Here is a 19,744-nt window from a genome sequence, read left to right on the forward strand (position 1 = left end):
CCATTCCCGGCACACCGGGAAACCCCGGACGCGGCCCGTCACACCCGCCGCCCGGCCCGGTCGCCGCGACGCCCCCTCCTGACCCTGCGTCACCGGAGGTGCTCGCGGACCGCGTCGTCAGGACCGACTCAGGCGCGCCGTACGCACTACCCGGGGCCCTCCTCGTCGGGGCGGCGGCCCCAGGCCGAGATCATCGGCGAGGTGGCGAGATCGAGGCGCCCCGACGCGACGGCAGCGAGGTGCCGCTCGATCTCCTCGTCCGTGGCGAGGCCCTCGGCGATGAGCTTGTCCCGCACCTGGAGGACGGTGGCCGCCTCCAGGACGGCGCACGCGGGCGAGGTGACGGGGAAGTAGGCGTCGGCCTCGACATCGACGAGGCCGGCCGCGCGCAGCAGCCGCGGCAGCTTGCGCCCGTAGGAGAGGTCGGCGCCGCGCTGTTCCAGCAGCCGGCGGAAGCCGCGGCGCAGCCGGTTGGCCAGTTCCTGCTCGGGGCCGCACTCGTCGGGGCAGATCAGCGGCTGCAGCGCGGGGTCGGCGTCCTCGATCAGCAGCCGGCCGCCGGGGCGCAACGCGCGGATCATGGAACGCAGGGCGGCATCGCGGTCGGCGACGTGGACGAGGACGAGGCGGGCGTGGATCAGGTCGAAGGGCCCGTCCGGGGGCGCGTCGAGGGCGACGTCGTGGCGGAGCACCTCGACCCCCGCGGTGCCGGCGGTCCCGGTCCAGGAGACGTCGATGTCCGTGGCGAGCACACGCCCGCCGGGGCCGACGCGCTCGGCGAGCCACGCGGGGACGGTCGGCCCGCCGGCCCCGACCTCCCAGCAGCGCCATCCCTTGTCGATCCCGACCGTCTCGAAGTGCCGGAACGTCGAGGCGTCGAAGAGGGCCGACAGCGCCTCGAAGCGGGTGCCCGCCTCGATCTGCCGGTTGTCGAGAAGGTACCCCTGGCCCTGAGACGTGCGGCTGTCCTGACCCATGCGCCGATCATGCCAGGCCGAACCGTTGTGCGGCGGCGGCCCTCCGCCCCACAGCGGCCCCGCCGCCGCACGGAAGATCCCCGTACGGACGACGCAGCGGCCGCCCCTCCGAGGAGGGACGGCCGCCCGGTGCTGACGGATCAGCGGTGCGTCAGCCCTCGACGCCCAGCTTCTCCAGGATCAGTTCGCGCACCCGGGCCGCGTCGGCCTGGCCCCGCGTGGCCTTCATGACCGCGCCGACCAGGGCACCGGCCGCGGCCACCTTGCCGCCGCGGATCTTGTCGGCGATGGCGGCGTTGGCGGCGATGGCCTCGTCGACGGCGGTGCCCAGAGCGCCCTCGTCGGAGACGACCTTCAGGCCGCGCTTCTCGACGACGGTGTCCGGGTCGCCCTCGCCGGCCAGCACGCCCTCGATGGTCTGGCGGGCCAGCTTGTCGTTGAGGGAGCCGTCCGCGACCAGCGCGGTGACCCGGGCGACCTGCTCGGGGGTGATCGGCAGGGCGTCCAGGTCCACGCCGTCCTCGTTGGCGCGGCGGGCCAGCTCGCCCATCCACCACTTACGGGCCGAGGCGGAGTCCGCGCCGGCGTCGACGGTGGCGGTGATCAGGTCGACCGCGCCCGCGTTGAGGATCGACTGCATGTCGTGCTCGGAGATGCCCCACTCCTCGCGCAGCCGGTTGCGGCGCACCCGCGGCAGCTCGGGGAGCACGGCCCGCAGTTCCTCGACCCACTCGCGGGAGGGGGCCACCGGCACCAGGTCCGGCTCGGGGAAGTAGCGGTAGTCCTCGGCGTTGTCCTTGATGCGGCCGGCCGTCGTGGAGCCGTCCTCCTCGTGGAAGTGCCGGGTCTCCTGCACGATGGTGCCGCCCGAGGACAGCACCGCGGCGTGCCGCTGGATCTCGAAGCGGGCCGCGCGCTCCACCGAGCGCAGGGAGTTGACGTTCTTGGTCTCCGAACGCGTACCGAACTTCTCGGTGCCCTGCGGGCGCAGCGACAGGTTCACGTCGCAGCGCATCTGGCCCATCTCCATCCGGGCCTCGGAGACGCCCAGCGCCTTGATGAGCTCACGCAGCTCGGCGACGTACGCCTTGGCGACCTCCGGGGCCCGCTCGCCCGCGCCCTCGATGGGCTTGGTGACGATCTCGATGAGCGGGATGCCGGCGCGGTTGTAGTCCAGGAGGGAGTGGCGGGCGCCCTGGATGCGGCCGGTGGCGCCGCCGATGTGGGTGGACTTGCCGGTGTCCTCCTCCATGTGGGCGCGCTCGATGTGCACCCGGAAGATCTCCCCGTCCTCCAGCTGTACGTCGAGGTAGCCGTCGAAGGCGATCGGCTCGTCGTACTGGGAGGTCTGGAAGTTCTTCGGCATGTCCGGATAGAAGTAGTTCTTCCGGGCGAAACGGCACCATTCGGCGATGGAGCAGTTCAGCGCCAGGCCGATCTTGATCGCGGACTCGACGCCGATCGCGTTGACGACGGGCAGCGAGCCGGGCATGCCCAGGCAGGTGGGGCAGGTCTGCGAGTTGGCGTCCGCGCCGAGAGTCGTGGAACACCCGCAGAACATCTTGGTCTTGGTGCCGAGCTCGACATGGACCTCCAGGCCCATGACGGGGTCGTACGCCGCGAGGGCGTCCTCGTACGACACCAGGTCAGTGACAGTCACGGTGAAACTTTCCCTCTCAGCCCAGCAGGACGTCGTCGTCGCCCAGGCGCTTCAGTTCGCGGTAGAGGATCGCCAGGCCGGTGACGATCGCCGCGGCCGAAACGGCGGCGTCGATCAGGCGGAGCGTGTCGTTCTCCTGACGGGCCAGCTTGGCCTGCTTGGCGACGCTGAGGGCGCCGAACGCGGTGCTGCCGATCGACAGGTACAGGCCGCCCTTGGACTTCTTGAAGTTCTTGGCCTTCTTGGTCATGGCGCTCACAGTGCAGGTGCCTCCTCAAGCAGCGGGTGACCCCACTTGCCGGTGAACGCGGCCTCGACCGCGGCACCGACCTTGTAGAGCCGGTCGTCGGCCATGGCAGGAGCGATGATCTGCAGGCCCACCGGCATCCCGTCCTCGGGAGCCAGGCCGCAGGGCAGCGACATCGCCGCGTTGCCTGCCAGGTTGGTGGGGATCGTGCACAGGTCGGCGAGGTACATCGCCATCGGGTCGTCGGCGCGCTCGCCGATCGGGAAGGCGGTGGTCGGCGTGGTCGGCGAAACGATCACGTCGACCTTTTCGAAGGCCTTCTCGAAGTCGCGGGTGATCAGCGTCCGCACCTTCTGGGCGGAGCCGTAGTACGCGTCGTAGTAGCCGGAGCTCAGCGCGTACGTGCCGAGCATGATCCGGCGCTTGACCTCGTCGCCGAAGCCGGCCTCGCGGGTCAGGGCCGTGACGTCCTCGGCGGACTTGGTGCCGTCGTCGCCGACCCGCAGGCCGTAGCGCATGGCGTCGAAGCGGGCCAGGTTGGAGGAGCACTCCGACGGCGCGATCAGGTAGTACGCGGACAGCGCCAGGTCGAAGGACGGGCAGTCCAGCTCGACGATCTCGGCGCCCAGCTCCTTCAGCAGCTCGACGGACTCGTCGAAGCGCTGGATGACACCGGCCTGGTAGCCCTCGCCGCGGAACTGCTTGACGACGCCGACGCGCATGCCCTCGACGCTGCCGTTGCGGGCCGCCTCGACGACCGGCGGGACCGGCGCGTCGATGGAGGTGGAGTCCAGCGGGTCGTGGCCGGCGATGACCTCGTGGAGCAGCGCCGCGTCCAGGACCGTACGGGCGCAGGGGCCGCCCTGGTCCAGGGAGCTGGAGAAGGCCACCATGCCGTAGCGGGAGACGCCGCCGTAGGTGGGCTTGACGCCGACCGTGCCGGTGACGGACGCGGGCTGGCGGATGGAACCGCCGGTGTCCGTGCCGATGGCGAGCGGGGCCTCGTAGGAGGCGAGGGCGGCGCTGGAGCCGCCGCCGGAGCCGCCGGGGATCTTGGTGAGGTCCCAGGGGTTGCCGGTCGGGCCGTAGGCGCTGTTCTCGGTGGAGGACCCCATGGCGAACTCGTCCATGTTGGTCTTGCCGAGGATGACGACGTCGGCCGCCTTGAGCCGCTTGGTCAGCGTCGCGTCGTACGGCGGGAGCCAGCCTTCGAGGATCTTCGAGCCGACGGTGGTGGGAATGCCCTCCGTCGTGAAGATGTCCTTGAGCGCGAGCGGGACGCCGGCCAGCGGGCCGAGCTTCTCGCCGCGGGCGCGCTTGTCGTCCACGGCGCGGGCCTGGGCGAGCGCGCCCTCGCGGTCGACGTGCAGGAAGGCGTGCACCTTCTCGTCGACGGCGTCGATACGCGCCAGGTGGGCCTCGGTCACCTCGACGGCGGTGACCTCGCCGGCGGCGATCTTCGCCGCGATCTCGGCGGCGGTGAGCTTGATCAGGTCTGCCATGTCGGTCACTCCTCCCCCAGGATCTGCGGCACCTTGAAACGCTGCTGCTCCTGGGCCGGGGCGCCGGACAGCGCCTGCTCGGGGGTCAGCGACGGACGGACCTCGTCCGGCCGCATGACGTTGGTCAGGGGCAGCGGGTGGGAGGTCGGCGGTACGTCTTGGTCGGCGACCTCGGAGACGCGGGCGACCGCGCCGATGATGTCGTCGAGCTGTCCGGCGAAGTGGTCGAGCTCTTCGGCCTTCAGCTCCAGACGTGCCAGCCGGGCGAGGTGGGCGACCTCCTCGCGCGTGATGCCAGGCATGCAGCGATCCTCTGGTGTTCTGGGCGGAGTGTTCCGGGCGGAGAGTCCAGGAGGAGTCTTCTCGCGAATGCTCCTGTGAACTTTTCCGGCCCAATCCTATGGCGTACGCAAGAGCTGCCGCGAAACCGTTTCGCCGGAGCGGCCGTGATCACCGGGCGACGAGCGTTTTCACGATCCGCCGGACGTGCGCGACGGCCCCGGCGAGCCTCGGGCCGGCGGGTGCGGGCTCCGGCCCGAGGGGGCCTTCGAGGGCCGGGCGCCGGGTGGCGCCGTCAGCGGCCGGGGCGGCGTGTCCGGGGCCGCCGGATTCTTCCGGTCCTGTTCTAGTCCTGCTGCTGCCCCTGCTCGTGCGCGTGCCGCTCCGGCTCCTCCTCCTGCACCTGGTGCTGCCGCTGCTCACCCGCGCCGGACGCGTCGCCGCCGCCGGGTACGTCACTGCCGTCGGGCACGTCGATCCCGCCGGACGCGTCGCTGCCGTCGGACGCGTCGATCCCGCCGGACGCATCACTACCGTCGGACACGTCGATCCCGCCGGAGACCTCAGGGGCGTCCGAGGGCTTCTGTGCAGGTGCTTCGGAGCGGGGACACGGGACGGCCGGTGGCCGGGTCAGTTCAGGACCTGTCCCGAAGGGCGCTCGGCGGCCTTCTCCGCCGCCAGGGCGGCCGTCTCCGATGCACGCTGCCAGCCGCGTTCACCGCGGGCTCTCAGCCATGCCGTGGTCTCGTCGGGTGGCATCGCGGCGGCCACCAGCCAGCCCTGTACGGCGTCGCAGCCGAGGTCGCGCAGCCGCTCCCAGGTCTCGTCGTCCTCGACGCCCTCGGCGACGACGAGGAGGCCGAGGGAGTGGGCGAGGTCGAGGGTGCAGCGGACGATCTCGGCGTCCTCGTTGTCGACGGCCAGCCGGGCCACGAAGGAGCGGTCGATCTTCAGCTCGCTGACCGGGAGCCGCCGCAGGTGGACGAGGGAGGAGTAGCCGGTGCCGAAGTCGTCGAGCGACATCTTCACGCCGTGCGCGGTGAGCCCGGCGAGGGTGTCGGCGGCCCGCTGCGGGTCCTCCAGGAGGACGTGCTCGGTTATCTCCAGCTGGAGGGCGCCCGGCGGGACGCGGTGCCGGGCGAGCCGCGCCGCGACCGCCCCGGCGAAGCCCGGGGAGTGCACATCGCGCGGGGAGACATTGACGGCGACCGGCACCTCCAGGCCCATCGCGCGCCAGCGCGCCACCTGGGCGAGCGCCGTCTCCAGGACGTACTCCGTCAGCCGCGGCATCAGCCCGGAGGACTCGGCGATGGCGATGAACTCGTCCGGTGGCACCCGGCCGCGGTCCGGATGCACCCAGCGGACCAGCGCCTCCAGCCCGGCGACATGGCCGTCGAAGCCGACCTTGGGCTGGTAGTGCAGTTCGACGTCGCCGGCGTCCAGCGCCCGGCGCAGATCGCCCAACAGGCCGAGGCGGTCGGGGGTGTTGCCGTCCCGCTTGGCCTCGTAGAGCTCGACGCCGCTGCGGTCCCGCTTCGCCTGGTACATGGCCACGTCGGCCCGGCGCAGCAGCCCTTCGGCGTCGAGGGCGTGGTCGGGGAAGACGGCGACCCCCGCGCTGGCTTCGAGCACGAGGGTCAGTCCGTCGAGGTCCAGCGGGGAGCCGAGGGCGGCGACGAGGTTGCGGGCCACCCGCTGGGAGCTGGTGAGGGAGTCGGTGGTGGGCAGCAGGACGGCGAACTCGTCGCCGCCGAGCCGGGCGGCCTCGGCGCCGCGCGGGAGGGCGTGCCGCAGGCGGTCGGCGATCTGCAGCAGCAGACGGTCGCCGGCGAGGTGCCCGAGGGTGTCGTTGACGGAGCGGAAGCGGTCCAGGTCGATGAGGACCAGCGCCGAGCGGGAGCCCACCCGTTCGGCGTCGTCCAGCGCGGTCCAGGTGCGCTCCAGCAGCCACTGGCGGTTGGGCAGGCCGGTGAGCGGGTCGCGCAGTTGCTCCTCGGCGCGGGCGCGGGCGATCCAGAGGGTGGAGTCCAGCGCGATCAGCGGGACCGCGAACAGCGGCAGCAGCAGCGGGGCGTGGAGCGCGCAGACGGCGATCAGCGGGGAGATGCCGAGCAGGGCGATGCCGACGAGCGCCTGGCGCAGTACGGCCGTTCGGGGGATGGCGGGCAGCTGGCCGGTGCGCGGGGCGAGGCTGACCCACAACAGGCCGCGGCTGACGAAGAGGTAGCCGGCGGCGGTGACGACGACTTCGGGGAGGACCGCGAGGTTCCAGGCCGGCGGGCTCCAGGGGTGGCGGACGCTGGAGGCCACGCCGAACGCGGCGAGGCCGAGCGCCGCGGCGCCGATGCCGAGGATGTCCACGGCACCGTGCACCACGGCCTGCCGCCAGCGGTGCCGCCGGGCGGCACCGACGAGGACGACGACGGAGAGGCTGACGAGGGTGGCGGGCACCCAGCCGTACAGCAGCAGGACGGCCAGGGCCAGGGCGGCGCCGGAGCCCGTGCCGCCCCACCAGCGGTCCCGGCCGAGGGCGACCAGGTGGCCGACGATGATGCCGGTGAGGATCGCCAGCGACCAGCCTATGGAGCCGCTGGGGAACAGCGCGTCACCTTCGCCGAGGGTGACGATGACGCCCGTGGCGAGCGCGAGGCCCGCCACGAGGACGATGGTTCCGGGCAGCGCGGGCACGACGAGCCGCCGGAGCCGCGACGCCGGAGCGGCGCTGTCGGTCGGTTTCATTCCGATCCCTCTCACAGCCGGCTGTGCCCGCGCCACGGCAGGCGCACTCCTCAACAGTAGGCCGCGGAAGGCCGCCACGGGCAGCGATCGGCGACGGTTGCCCGAATGCGACCCGGCGTCGCGGATCAATCTGGTATGCGCCGATGAGGTGACACCTCACTCCTCCTCAGGCGGAGTGACAGCTACCGCTCGCGCTGCGTCAGGACCCTGCTCCAGCAGCACCGCGAAGCCATCATCGTCCAGCACGGGGACCTTCAACTGCATGGCCTTGTCGTACTTCGAACCCGGGTTGTCACCCACAACTACGAATCCGGTCTTCTTCGAAACGGAACCGGTCACCTTCGCTCCGAGGTTCTGGAGGGCCTCTTTCGCGCCATCTCTGGTGTGTGACTGAAGTGTGCCCGTTACGACGACGGTGACGCCTTCGAGGGGACGCGGGCCCTCATCACCCGTTTGCTCCTCCTCCATTCGGACGCCGGCGGCCCGCCAGCTCTCGATGATCTGCTGGTGCCAGTCCACGGCGAACCACTGCTTCAGCGACGCGGCGATGGTGGCGCCGACGCCGTCGACGGCGGCCAGCTCCGTCTCGTCCGCGTCCCGGATGCGGTCGATCGAGCGGAACTCCCGCGCCAGCGCCTCGGCCGCCACCGGTCCCACGTGCCGGATCGACAGGCCCGTGATGATCCGGGCCAGCGGGCGCTGCTTGGCCGCCTGGATGTTCTCCAGCATGGCCAGGGCGTTCTTCTTGGGCTCGCCCTTCTGGTTGGCGAAGAAGGTGACGACCTTCTCCTCACCGGTCTTCGGATCGCGCTTGGGCAGACCGGAGTCGGGGTCGAGGACGTACGACTTGATGGGCAGCAGCTGTTCGATGGAGAGGCCGAAAAGATCGCCCTCGTCCTTCAGCGGGGGCTCCGCGGGCTCCAGCGGCTGGCTCAGCGCCGTCGCCGCGACATAGCCGAAGTTCTCGATGTCCAGGCACTTGCGGCCGGCCAGGTAGAACAGCCGCTCGCGGATCTGGGCGGGGCAGGCGCGGGCGTTGGGGCACCGCAGGTCGATGTCGCCCTCCTTGGCGGGCTGCAGCGCCGTCCCGCACTCGGGGCACTCGGCCGGCATCACGAACTCCCGCTCGCTGCCGTCCCGGAGGTCGACGACCGGGCCGAGGATCTCCGGGATGACGTCACCGGCCTTGCGGATCACGACGGTGTCCCCGATGAACACGCCCTTGGCCTTGACCACGTCCTGGTTGTGCAGGGTGGCGAACTCCACCTCGGACCCGGCCACCGTCACCGGCTCCACGACGGCATAGGGCGTGACCCGGCCCGTACGGCCGACGCCGACGCGGATGTCGACGAGCTTGGTGTTGACCTCCTCCGGCGGGTACTTCCAGGCGATCGCCCAGCGCGGCGCCCGAGAGGTCGAGCCCAGCCGCCCCTGCAGCCGGATCTCGTCCAGCTTGACCACCACGCCGTCGATCTCGTGCTCGACGGCCGTACGGCGGGTCTCGGCGTCGCCGTAGTGGCCGATGAACGCGCGCACCGCCTCCAGGGAGTCGACGACCCTGTTGTGCGCGGCCGTCGGCAGGCCCCACTCCTTCAGCAGGTCGTAGGCCTGCGACTGGCGGTCGATCTCCAGGCCCTCGCGGGCGCCGACGCCGTGGACGACCATGTGCAGCGGGCGGCCGGCCGTGACCTTGGGGTCCTTCTGGCGCAGCGAACCGGCCGCGGCGTTACGGGGGTTGGCGAACGGGGGCTTGCCGTCGGCCACCAGCCGCTCGTTGAGCTCCAGGAACTTCTCCATCGGGAAGTAGACCTCCCCGCGCACCTCGACCAGATCCGGAATCCGCTCGCCCCGGAGACGGTGCGGGATCTCGGCGATCGTCCGGACGTTGGGCGTGATGTCCTCGCCCGTACGGCCGTCGCCGCGGGTGGCGGCGCGGGTCAGCCGGCCCTGCTCGTAGGTGAGGTTGACGGCGAGGCCGTCGACCTTCAGCTCGCACAGGAAGTGGTACCCGGCGCTCTTGGGGGCGCCGCCCAGCTCACCGGCGATCCGCTCGGCCCAGGCCGCCAACTCCTCGTCGTCGAAGGCGTTGTCGAGCGAGAGCATCCGCTCGCGGTGCTCGACCTCGGTGAACTCCGTGGCGTACGCCCCGGCGACCTTCTGGGTCGGCGAATCGGGGGTGCGCAGCTCGGGGTGCTCGTCCTCGAGCGCCTCCAGGGAGCGCAGCAGCTTGTCGAACTCCGCGTCACTGATGACCGGGGCGTCCTTCACGTAGTACCGGAAGCGATGCTCCTCGATCTGCTCAGCGAGCTGCGCGTGCTTCTCCCGCGCCGCTGCGGGCACCTCGGATGCCGCTGCGTGCTGTTCGCCAGCCACCGTCTTGTCCTCCCGTGATCCTTGAGTGCGGTCACTCAGGGTTGTCTGCGAGTGATCTCGCCGCCCGGACGCAGTGGGCGAGCGCCGAGCGGGCATAAGCGGGCGAAGCGCCCGCGAGTCCGCACGAGGGCGTGACGACCACGGACTCGCTGAGAGTCCCTGGTGCCAGCCCCAGCCTGCGCCAGAGCGTCCTGACACCCATGACGCTACCGGCAGGGTCTGACAACGGACCGTCCACGCCCGGCACCACACCGGCGAACAGCGTCGTCCCGGCTTCGACGGCCTCCCCGATCGCCTCCTCCTCACGCTCGGTGAGCAGGGAGAAATCGAACGAGATGCCCGTGACGCCGGCCCGCCGCAGCAGCCCGAACGGCACCTCGGGCGCGCACGAGTGGACGACCACGGGGCCGCCGTCCGCCACCGCGACAAGATCGCGCAGCGCGCCCTCGACGACCGCCCGGTCCACGGCGCGGTGGGTGCGGTAGCCGCTCGCGCTCTTCACCCGCCCCTGGAGCACCGAGGTGAGCGACGGCTCGTCGAGCTGCAGCACGACCCCGGCCCCCGGCACCCGCCGCCGTACGTCCGCGAGATGGCCGCGCAGCCCCTCCGCCAGGGACGCGGCGAGGTCCCGGCACGCCCCGGGATCGCTGAGCGCGGCCTCGCCGTTGCGCATCTCCAGGGCGGTGGCCAGGGTCCACGGGCCGACCGCGGAGACCTTCAGCGCCCCTTCGTAGCCCTGGGTGAACTCCTCCAGGGCGTCGAGATCTTCGCCGAGCCAGGAGTGGGCGCGCCGGGTGTCGCGACCGGGCCGGTCGCTGATCCGCCAGCCGCTGGGCTCCACATGGCCGTAGACCTCGACGAGCATCCCGAGCGTCCGCCCGATCATGTCGGCGCCCGGCCCCCGGGCCGGGAGCTCCGGCAGGTACGGGAAGCTCTCCAGCGATCCGGTGACCGTCTTCGCCGCCTCCCGCGCATCACCGCCCGGCATCGACCCGACACCGGTCGCCGCGCCCGCGGCCCACTTCTGCGTGCTGTTCTCACTCACCCAGGCAGGGTATGCGGCGGTGCGCCGGTCGGGGTGCGCCAGGTGCACGGACCGGCCGGCCCGTAGGGGGCGGGCGACAGGAAGCGTCGTACATAGGGGTGAAACGGGCCGTACCGTACGACTGCGGTGCGCCCCGCCTGAACACCTGCGGGTGCGTACGGCCGCCTCCAGGCGTGGACAGGCGCATGAGGCGGTCACGCGCCCCTGGGTGCATCCACGGCACACCGGCCGGCGCCACGCCCGGCACGCCGGCCCGCGTACGCCCCTCACGCCCGGGTGCGTATGCCCAGCCGGCCGACCACCGCGGCGAGGGCCAGCGCGCCCGCGGTCAGCGCGAAGGCGTGGTCGGCGCCCCGGTGGCCGCCGCCCGCGCCCGCCAGCACCGCGCCCATGCCCGCGATGCCGACCAGGGAGCCGATCTGGCGGTTGGCGTTGAGGGTGGCGCTGCCGATATCGGCGTGCTCGCGGCCCGCGGCCGCCATCAGCACCCCGGTCATCGCCGGGGAGCTGACCCCGCTGCCGATGTTGCCGACCGCCAGCACCACCGCGAGCACCCAGTACGGCAGGCCGGGCGAGACGATCAGGAACAGCAGGACATAGCCCACGGCGGAGAGCGCCAGAGAGGCGGTCAGCGCGGCCCGGTTGCCGGCCCGCGGCCCGAACCGGGCATAGAGGATATTGCCGAACGGGATGACCAGTACGGCCGGCAGCATCTGCAGCCCCGCCGTCACCGGGCTGGCGCCGCGCGCGGTCTGCAGGAAGAGGCCGAGGACGAACAGCACCCCGTAGAAGGCGAAGTTGAAGAGGAAGCCGACCACATTGGCCGCGGTGAAGCTGCTGTCCGCGAAGAGCGCGACCGGCAGGACGGGGGTGCGGGCGGCCCGCTCGCGCAGGACGAATCCGGCCATGGCGAGCACCGCGACCGCGACCGCCCCCAGGACCGGCGGGGCGGACCAGCCCTGGGCGGGCCCCTCGATGAGCGCGTAGCTCAGCGACCCGAGGGCGAGCAGCCCCAGGACATGACCGCTGCCGCCGAGCGCCGTGCCGCGCGCCGGGACGGCCGCGACGACCCGCCGGGTGAGCACCAGACCCGCCACCCCGATGGGGAGGTTGACCAGGAAGATGCTGCGCCAGCCGAACGTGCCCACCAGGAGGCCGCCGAGGGTCGGCGCCAGCCCGACGGAGGTGGAGACGATCGCCGACCAGAGGCCGAGGATCTTCGCCCGGCGGGCCGGCTCCGGGAAGGCGTGCATCAGCAGGGACAGCGAGCTCGGCATGAAGAGTGCCGCACCCACGCCCTGGGTGAAGCGGGCGGCCACCAGGACGGCGCCGTTCGGGGCGACGGCGCCCAGCAGGGACGCGCCGGTGAACACGGCGAGCCCGATGAGGTAGATCCGGCGGGCGCCGAACCGCTTGGCCAGCGAGCCCGCGAGCAGCAGCAGCGCGGCGAAGGCCAGGACATAACCGTCGACGACCCAGGTGAGGCCGGACATGGTCAGGCCGAGCCGGGCCCGCAGGTCGCCCGCGGCGACGTTCATGATGCCGGTGTCGAGGCTCGCCATCACGAACCCGAGTGCCAGGACGAGGAGTTGGACGCCGCTGCGGGGGCGCGGCCGGGGCGCCGGGAAGTCGTCACCGGCCCCGGCCGGGCTCGCCGTCGCGGTCGCCGCTTTCTCAATGATCATGCATTTAGTTAAAGCTGTAGCTATCTTCGCCCGCAATGATTACAGCTATAACTTTACTGAACGCATACGAAGCCCGGGGGAAGCCGCATGAGGCGGCGCAGGGACGGCACAGGGGAAGCCGCATGGGGGTCTCGCGGGAGCCGTACACGAGGCCGCACGCCGAGCCGCCTACGCGCCGAGGCCCCGGGACGTCCGCCCCGGGGCCTCGGCTCGCCACTACGGCAGCGGGGTCAGTCGCCCCGCCCCAGCGCCTTCAGCAGGCCGTCGCGCAGCGCGGAGCGCTCCTCGTGCGAGAGATGATCGAGCGGCGAGGCGGTCCCCATCCGCCGCAGCAGATCCAGCCGCAACTCCCGCCCCGCGTCGGTGAGTACGAGCTGTTTGGCCCGCCCGTCCAAGGGGTGCGGCCGGCGCACGACCATGCCCTGTTTCTCCAGCTTGGAGATGACATAGGTGACATTCGGCGGCTCGCAGCACAGCACCCCGGCCAGCTCCCGCGCGGTCTTCGGCTCGCCGAGTTCCTCCAGTGCCTTGGCCTGGGTCGGCGTCAGATCGAGTTCGGCGATCCGGCTGCGCTGGTGGGCGTCCAGCCGCCGGCTCAGTTCCGTCACGAGCCCGCGGATCTCCCGGAACCCGCACCCCGCCGCCGCGGTCGACTTCGCTTCAGTGGTCACTCATGCAGCGTACGTCGCCGCGCGGGAGAACGGCCGGGGCGGCCCGGACGCCCCGAGCCGCCGGTGCCGGGGCACCGGGCGGGAGGGCGGCCCACCCCTGAAGTGCCGGCCCGGATCCACTACGGGTCAGCCCCCGCCGGCCCCTGAAACGGACCGGGGCGCGGCTCGTCCGGCCGGACGATGAACGGGCGGCGGCGGGACCGGATCCTGGTGACGGCCGCTCGCGGGACCGGTGGCGGCGGCCGGAGAAGCGGCGCAACACGCCGTGCAGGCAGCCGCGCCGCACGCTCCCCATGCAGCGGCGCGAGACACAGCAGCAAGAAGCCGCGCACGCGACCGAAAGGACCTCATGACCACGCACCGGACGCTCCCGGCCGGGACCTCGGACGACCGCCTGCGTCACCCGCGCACCCGGCAGGCGTTACGCAGCACCAAACTGCTCGTCGGCTGTTATGCCGGACTCAGTGCGCTCACGTTGTGCGCCATCTTTGTGCTGCGCCACCACCCCGACCTGGTGACCGACGCCGTCTGGGTCCGTGCGGTCATCGTCGTCGCCACGTCCCTGCTCATGACCTCGTTCGCGGTCCGGACGGCCCGCGGCCACCGCCGGTCCTACCTCCGGCTCCGGCTGGCCTCGGCGGTCATGCCGGCGGCCATCGCGGTCATCATCGCGCTGCCCGGCGGCTTTCCGACGTGGCTGAAGCTGGAACAGGGCGTGTGCGGCGTCCTGTTGCTCGGCGTCGTCATGATCGTGAACGGCAGGCGACTGCGAGCGGCGTTCGCCTCCCGCTAGAACAGCCGCCTCCGCGCCCGCGATGCCCCCGCGGTCCGCGCCCGCCCGCGCCCCTCGCCGGTGGTTCCCTCTCCGGGACCGGCCGGGCGCCTCCGGGGCTCAGCGCCCGGGCCGCACCGACACATCGTTGATCTCCGCATCGCGCGGCAGATCGATGGCCGTGATGATGGCCGTCGCGACCGACTCCGGGTCGATCCAGCGGGACGCGTCGTACTCCTTGCCCTCCTGCTGGTGGGTGCTCTCCTGCATCGGCGTGGCCGTCCGCCCCGGGTAGACCGAGGTCACCCGGACGCCGTTGTCGTGCTCCTCGCCGCGCAGCGAGTCGGCCAGCGCCTTGAGGCCGTGCTTGCTCGCCGCGTACGCGCCCCACTGGGGGTTCGCATGGAGCCCCGCGCCGGAGTTGACGAAGACCACATGCCCCTGGGCGACCCGCACCAGCGGCAGCAGCAGCCGGGTGAGCTCGGCGGGCGCGACCAGGTTGGCGGCGAGCTGCCGCTGCCAGGACTTGGCCGGCAGGTCGCCGACCGCGCCCAGCTCGATGACGCCCGCGCTGTGCACCAGGGAGTCGATACGGTCCGGCAGCGGCTGCTGCCCGAAGGCCCAGGACAGCTTCTCGGGGTGGGCGAGGTCACCCACGAGCGTCCGGGCGCCGGGGAACTGCGCGGCCAGCTCCTTGGCCCGGACCGCGTTGCGCGCCAGCAGCCACAGGTCCTCCCCGCGCTCCGCCAGCCGCCGTGCGACCGCCGCTCCGATGCCCGACCCTGCGCCCGTGATCAAGTGCGTACCCATGGGCCCGATCCTAACGAGCGGGCGACGGGACACGGGCACGGCCGGCTCAGGCCTGGATGCCCGCCTTCTCCTCCAGGTAGGCGAGCGCGCCGACGCCGTCCGCCGCGAAGAAGACCAGGTCGGTGAGCGGAATCGGCAGGAACCCCTCCGACTCCATCCGCTGGAACTGCTCCTTCAACCCGTCGTAGAAACCTGCGGTGTTCAGCAGCACCACCGGCTTGGTGTGCATCCCGTGCTTGCGCAGTTCCAGGATCTCGGTGGCCTCGTCCAGCGTGCCCGTGCCGCCGACCATCACGACGACGGCGTCGGCGCGGGCCAGCATCTGGGCCTTGCGCTCGGCGAGATCCCTGGTGACGACCATCTCATCGGCGCCCTCGCGCGCCTTGTGCGCCAGGAACTCCACGGAGACGCCGATCAGCTTCCCGCCGGCTTCCTGCACCCCGTCGGCCATGACCTTCATCAGGCCGGTGTCCGAGCCGCCCCAGACCAGCGCATGCCCGCCCTTGCCGATCAGTTCGGCGAACCGGCGGGCGGGAACGACATAACGGTCATCGAGGTCGGCGGCGGAGCAGAAGACACAGATGTTCATGCGGTCACCTTACGAGCCGGACGGGGCGGGGCGGAGCGGGGCCCGAACCGGCTCCGCCCCACCACCGCCCTCACCACGGCCGCTCCCCCGCTGCCGCCTCCGGCTAGATCAGCCCCTGGTCCAGCATCGCGTCGGCGACCCGCTCGAAGCCCGCGATATTGGCGCCGGCCACATAGTCGCCGGGCAGCCCGAAGCGCTCCGCGGTCTCGTAGCAGCGGTGGTGGATGGCGCGCATGATCGTCGCGAGTTCACCCTCCGTGCGCTCGAAGGACCAGGCCTCCCGCGAGGAGTTCTGCCGCATCTCCAGCGCACTGGTCGCCACACCGCCCGCGTTGGCGGCCTTGCCGGGGCCGAAGGCCACCCCGGCCTCCTTGAGCAGCGTCACCGCCGCCGGGGTGGTCGGCATGTTGGCGCCCTCGGAGACCGCCTTGACACCGTTGCGGACCAGGATCCGGGCGGCGTCCTCGTCCAGCTCGTTCTGGGTCGCCGACGGCAGCGCCACATCGCACGCGACATCCCACACCCGCCCACCGGGCACGTATGTGGCGGACACCCCGCGCCGCTCGGCGTACGCACTGATCCGGCCGCGCTCGACCTCCTTGATCTGCCGCAGCAGCGCCAGGTCGATGCCCTTCTCGTCGACGACATAGCCGCCCGAGTCCGAGCAGGTCAGCACGTTGGCGCCGAGCGCCTGCGCCTTCTCGATGGTGTAGATCGCGACATTGCCGGACCCGGAGACCACCACCTGCTGCCCGTCCAGCTCCTCGCCGCGCTGCTTGAGCATCTCCTCGGTGAACAGCACATTGCCGTATCCGGTGGCCTCCGTACGCGCCTTGGAGCCGCCCCAGGCCAGGCCCTTGCCGGTCAGCACACCGGGCTCCCAGCGGTTGGTGATCCGCCGGTACTGGCCGAAGAGGTAGCCGATCTCCCGGCCGCCGACGCCGATGTCGCCCGCCGGTACGTCCGTGTGCTCGCCGAGATGACGGTGCAGCTCCGTCATGAACGACTGGCAGAAGCGCATCACTTCGGCGTCCGACTTGCCGTGCGGGTCGAAGTCGCTGCCGCCCTTGCCGCCGCCGATGTTCAGGCCGGTCAGGGAATTCTTGAAGATCTGCTCGAATCCGAGGAACTTCACAATCCCCAGATTCACGGACGAGTGGAAGCGCAGACCGCCCTTGTACGGGCCGAGCGCGCTGTTGAATTCCACCCGGAAGCCCCGGTTGACGTGAATCGCCCCGGAGTCGTCCTGCCAGGGGACCCGGAACATGATCTGCCGCTCCGGCTCGCAGATCCGCTCCAGGATCTTCGCCTCGGCGAACTCCGGCCGCGCCGTCAGCACCGGCTCCAGCGTCTCCAGCACCTCCAGCGCCGCCTGGTGGAACTCGGGCTCCCCGGGATTCCGCCGGACCAGCTCGGCGTACAGAGATGCCGGCCCGGCCCGACGAATACCGGGATTGACCTCAGATTGAACAGTCGACATGACTTCCGTTCCCTTCGTGGCCGCGGAAAAGGCCGTCTGCGGTCCGGACCCTGACGAGTCCTCACAAGTCCAACAACTCCTTGCGAGTCCTTATCGTCACTATTCCTCGCCCCGGCAACCTTTGACGTCCCGTCGCGTTGCCGACTTTATGGGTGGCACCCCGCCGATCGACTGTGGGATGCGCGACACACCCTTCCCTTACGCAATCCCGCCAACCCGCTGACGTCCCCGACGGGCCCCTCCCTCATGCCGTGTCCGCAGGTCAGCGTCCCGGAATCGGCCCGCCGGCGCTGCCCGCCGCACCGCGCGACCCGGTCCCCGACGGGCGCTGTGCAACACCTCACAGTTGACCGGCCGGCCTCTCTCCGCACCTCACGGGCCCCGCGCACCCCGCCTGCCCCGTCCGCGGGGGCCGGCGTCCGCGGACGCCGGCCCCTCCCAGATGGCCGGCCGGGACCAGCCCACCCCCGTACGAGGCTGGTCCCGGCCGGCCCGCCCTTGAGGACGCCCCGGTCCCGCGCCGTCAGCTTCCCGCCGCCGCGGTCACCGCCGTCACGGTCGATGCGGTCGGTGCGGTCGGTGCGGTCGGTGCGGTCGGCGGGACCACAGCAGTGGCATCCGCCCCCGCCGCACCGTCCTCGTGGCCGGCGGCGCGTGCCGTCTCGGCGCTGACCATCTTTTCCATCGGCTCGGCGCAGCTGCCTCCGGCGAGGACCATCGCCAGCAGGATGGCGACCACCGCCAGGACGGATCCCAGCCAGACCATCGTGTGGACCGGGACGGTGTAGGCGCCGATCACCCGCGCCACGCACTCCACCACGAGCACGGTTCCCCATATCAGCGAGAACCTCCGCTCGGCACGACGGAACGGTGCGGACCCGGCCATCAGCCGGTCCCAGGCGGCGTTCCGCTCCGCCTTCCCCTTCGTCACGAACGGCTTGAGGCCGGCGGTCATCAGGGGCTTCCCCAGGTACACGGAGACGATCATCGATATGCCGACGACACTGCTCACCCCGCTGTCCTTGGCGAGCATCAGCCGCGGATCGCCGGTCATCGCGCTCAGGGCCAGGCCCACGACGTTGACGACGAGGATCACCAGGGCGAGGCCGTTGACCCCGGTGCCCCGGGCCAGGCCCCAGACCGTGCGCAGCGCCGGCACCACGCTGCTCCAGCCCAGCGCCGCGACCTCGCTCAGCCCGAACCCGTTCCTGAGGAGGTAGTACGACCCCAGCGGAATCCCCAGGTCCAGGACCAGCGGCAGCAGGGTCTGCGCCAGCGGGCCGGGGCTCTTGCCGTCCGCGGTCACCTGACTCCCCTGCTGACGCTGACGTCGGCTCTCGCTCCGGCTCCGGTCCACTGCTGGCTCCCCCGAGTTGCTCTCCGCACGGCGTACTTCTCTCGACGTCTTCAGCTTCGGGCACGCCCGCGCGGCGCAACAGTTCCGAGTGTCCTCGCTTCTTCATGACATTTGTCAGTGGCGGGCGAGGCGCAGCGGTGCCCGGCCGGCCCCGGCATGCGCGGTGTGCCACACGACGGCGATTCCGGTCACAGCGCCATGGCCGGTCATCCGGACCACCGACCACAAACCCGGTTTTCCCAGACGGCTCGGTCGGCCAGACTGGGGACATGCCTCGCAGAATCATGTTCGTTCAGCTCAAGACGGGCTACGACACCGACCGCGGCCCCTCGTGGATCGGGTGGGTGGACTTCTCCAAGACCTGGAAAACGGCTTACTTCCAGGGGCGAACTCTGCAACGGGCCACAGGTCTCGGCTTGTTCGACGCGAACTTCTACGACGTCACCACCGACGAGCGCTTCTGGATCTCCGGCCCGAAGCGCGACCGGAGCGACACCCGGTACGGCCCCGAAGGGCCGACCGTGGAAGCTGACGCCGCAGATGCCTACCGAGCGTTCCTCCAGGGGACGCCGCTTCCCGGCCGGGAAGACGGCTAGGCCGTCTCGTTCCGGCACGTACCAGCGGCCGGCAGCGGGCACCGGCAGCAAAGGGGACCTTCGTGACCGGTCCGCGGTGGACCGGCTGATGCCATGGCCGGCCGGTCCACCGGCCGGGCCCCTCTTGCGGGCTTGGCCGCATGCCGGTGGGCCCGCACGGCCGTGGAGTCCACCGAGACCGCCCCGTTGAGGTCCGCTCCGGAACGGCCCGAGCCATCAGCGCGGTGTCACACGCCCCCATGCGCGGCGACGGACCTGGGCCCCGCGCACCCCTCTCCCGGACAGTTGAGATCCTGAGGTGACCCAACCGGCCCACTGCACCGAGGACTTCCGTGAAAACCCCGACCCGGCTCATCGTCCTGTCCCTGGCGGCGCTCACGGTCGTGACCGTCGGCGCCGGTCTGCTCGTGGGGCAGGACGGTCCCGACCGCCGAAGGGGCTACCACCAGGGCAAGGACGGCGTCTTGACCATCGAGGCCCGCCGACGGCCGCCGGCCCCGGGTTTCACCGGCAGCGGTCTGGACGGCAAACCCCTCGGCCTGGCCGCCTACAAGGGCAAGACGGTCCTGGTCAACGGCTGGGCATCGTGGTGCGGGCCCTGCCGTGCGGAGACTCCGCTCCTGGTCAGGGCCCACGAGAAGCTGCGGGCGCGCGGGGTCGTCGTGGTCGGGCTGGACCAGGACAACTCGGCCGCCGACGGCCGCGCCTTCGCCGGTGAGTTCCACATGAGCTACCCCAGCCTCCTGGACGCCGACGGCAAGCAGGCCCGCAAGCTCCCCAAGGGCGTCCTGAACACCCAGGGCCTCCCGTTCACCTTCGCCGTCGACCCATACGGGAAGATCGCTGCCGCCGCCTCCGGCCAGCTCGACGCGCACAAGATCGACGCCTTGGTGAAAGCCGCTCAGGCCGGTACGGCCCCGCCCTCCCACACTCCCTGACGCGCCCCAGCGGCATCTCCTGAC

General features: G+C 71.7%; 18 protein-coding genes. 3 read left to right on the forward strand and 15 right to left on the reverse strand.

All coding sequences use genetic code 11. The features are described 5' to 3' along the window. Positions 1–146: 146 nt before the first annotated feature. From AB0411_RS20465 to AB0411_RS20515, 11 genes are all read right to left on the reverse strand, one after another. Positions 147–977 carry a class I SAM-dependent methyltransferase gene (locus AB0411_RS20465; RefSeq protein ID WP_366418683.1) on the reverse strand — a complete coding sequence of 277 codons (831 nt, stop codon included), beginning with the start codon at positions 975–977 and terminating at the stop codon, positions 147–149. Between the two features lie 151 nt (positions 978–1,128). Then, entirely contained in the window at positions 1,129–2,637 is a 1,509-nt protein-coding gene (gatB, locus tag AB0411_RS20470) for an Asp-tRNA(Asn)/Glu-tRNA(Gln) amidotransferase subunit GatB (RefSeq protein WP_366418684.1), read from the reverse strand. 16 nt (positions 2,638–2,653) lie between these two features. Beyond that, complete coding sequence (locus AB0411_RS20475; protein ID WP_030087700.1) at positions 2,654–2,887, reverse strand: hypothetical protein; 234 nt, start codon at positions 2,885–2,887, stop codon at positions 2,654–2,656. Positions 2,888–2,892: 5 nt separating this feature from the next. Continuing rightward, positions 2,893–4,386: an Asp-tRNA(Asn)/Glu-tRNA(Gln) amidotransferase subunit GatA gene (gene gatA / locus AB0411_RS20480; RefSeq protein WP_403149854.1), complete on the reverse strand. Its 1,494-nt coding sequence runs from the start codon at positions 4,384–4,386 to the stop codon at positions 2,893–2,895. A 5-nt stretch (positions 4,387–4,391) separates the two neighbouring features. Continuing rightward, positions 4,392–4,688 carry an Asp-tRNA(Asn)/Glu-tRNA(Gln) amidotransferase subunit GatC gene (gene gatC, locus AB0411_RS20485; RefSeq protein ID WP_006602950.1) on the reverse strand — a complete coding sequence of 99 codons (297 nt, stop codon included), beginning with the start codon at positions 4,686–4,688 and terminating at the stop codon, positions 4,392–4,394. 323 nt (positions 4,689–5,011) lie between these two features. Continuing rightward, the gene (locus AB0411_RS20490; protein WP_366418686.1) at positions 5,012–5,209 is read right to left on the reverse strand and encodes a hypothetical protein; all 198 of its coding nucleotides are present in this window, start codon (positions 5,207–5,209) and stop codon (positions 5,012–5,014) included. Between the two features lie 86 nt (positions 5,210–5,295). Next, positions 5,296–7,404, reverse strand: a complete 2,109-nt coding sequence (locus AB0411_RS20495) for a putative bifunctional diguanylate cyclase/phosphodiesterase (RefSeq protein ID WP_366418687.1) — start codon at positions 7,402–7,404, stop codon at positions 5,296–5,298. A 156-nt stretch (positions 7,405–7,560) separates the two neighbouring features. Then, on the reverse strand, positions 7,561–9,777 hold the full coding sequence (gene ligA / locus AB0411_RS20500) for an NAD-dependent DNA ligase LigA (RefSeq protein WP_366418688.1): 2,217 nt from the start codon (positions 9,775–9,777) through the stop codon (positions 7,561–7,563). Between the two features lie 31 nt (positions 9,778–9,808). Continuing rightward, positions 9,809–10,822, reverse strand: a complete 1,014-nt coding sequence (locus AB0411_RS20505) for a methionine synthase (RefSeq protein WP_366418689.1) — start codon at positions 10,820–10,822, stop codon at positions 9,809–9,811. 266 nt (positions 10,823–11,088) lie between these two features. Next, complete coding sequence (locus AB0411_RS20510) at positions 11,089–12,507, reverse strand: MFS transporter (RefSeq protein ID WP_366418690.1); 1,419 nt, start codon at positions 12,505–12,507, stop codon at positions 11,089–11,091. A gap of 230 nt (positions 12,508–12,737) precedes the next feature. Further along, positions 12,738–13,115 (reverse strand): MarR family winged helix-turn-helix transcriptional regulator, encoded by a 378-nt coding sequence (locus AB0411_RS20515; protein ID WP_366418733.1) that lies wholly within the window; start codon positions 13,113–13,115, stop codon positions 12,738–12,740. A 412-nt stretch (positions 13,116–13,527) separates the two neighbouring features. Here AB0411_RS20515 and AB0411_RS20520 point away from each other — a divergent pair, with 412 nt between their 5' ends. Further along, positions 13,528–13,971 (forward strand): hypothetical protein, encoded by a 444-nt coding sequence (locus AB0411_RS20520; RefSeq protein WP_366418691.1) that lies wholly within the window; start codon positions 13,528–13,530, stop codon positions 13,969–13,971. A 99-nt stretch (positions 13,972–14,070) separates the two neighbouring features. Here the strand turns inward: AB0411_RS20520 and AB0411_RS20525 are convergent, their stop codons facing one another. The 4 genes from AB0411_RS20525 to AB0411_RS20540 form a co-directional block, all read right to left on the reverse strand. Continuing rightward, positions 14,071–14,760: an SDR family oxidoreductase gene (locus AB0411_RS20525; protein WP_366418692.1), complete on the reverse strand. Its 690-nt coding sequence runs from the start codon at positions 14,758–14,760 to the stop codon at positions 14,071–14,073. Between the two features lie 46 nt (positions 14,761–14,806). Further along, positions 14,807–15,349: a TIGR00730 family Rossman fold protein gene (locus AB0411_RS20530; protein WP_366418693.1), complete on the reverse strand. Its 543-nt coding sequence runs from the start codon at positions 15,347–15,349 to the stop codon at positions 14,807–14,809. 103 nt (positions 15,350–15,452) lie between these two features. Further along, positions 15,453–16,829, reverse strand: coding sequence for an NADP-specific glutamate dehydrogenase (gene gdhA, locus AB0411_RS20535; RefSeq protein ID WP_366418694.1), 1,377 nt, complete (start codon positions 16,827–16,829; stop codon positions 15,453–15,455). Between the two features lie 523 nt (positions 16,830–17,352). After that, entirely contained in the window at positions 17,353–18,135 is a 783-nt protein-coding gene (locus tag AB0411_RS20540) for a VC0807 family protein (protein WP_366418695.1), read from the reverse strand. 320 nt (positions 18,136–18,455) lie between these two features. On the opposite strand from AB0411_RS20540, the gene AB0411_RS20545 reads away from it, so the two are divergent. Further along, entirely contained in the window at positions 18,456–18,782 is a 327-nt protein-coding gene (locus tag AB0411_RS20545) for a hypothetical protein (protein ID WP_366418696.1), read from the forward strand. Between the two features lie 332 nt (positions 18,783–19,114). Further along, positions 19,115–19,720 (forward strand): TlpA family protein disulfide reductase, encoded by a 606-nt coding sequence (locus AB0411_RS20550; protein ID WP_366418697.1) that lies wholly within the window; start codon positions 19,115–19,117, stop codon positions 19,718–19,720. The last annotated feature ends 24 nt before the right edge of the window (positions 19,721–19,744 follow it).

Origin of the sequence: Streptomyces angustmyceticus (assembly GCF_040701845.1) — a bacterium.
Taxonomy (GTDB): domain Bacteria; phylum Actinomycetota; class Actinomycetes; order Streptomycetales; family Streptomycetaceae; genus Streptomyces; species Streptomyces angustmyceticus_A.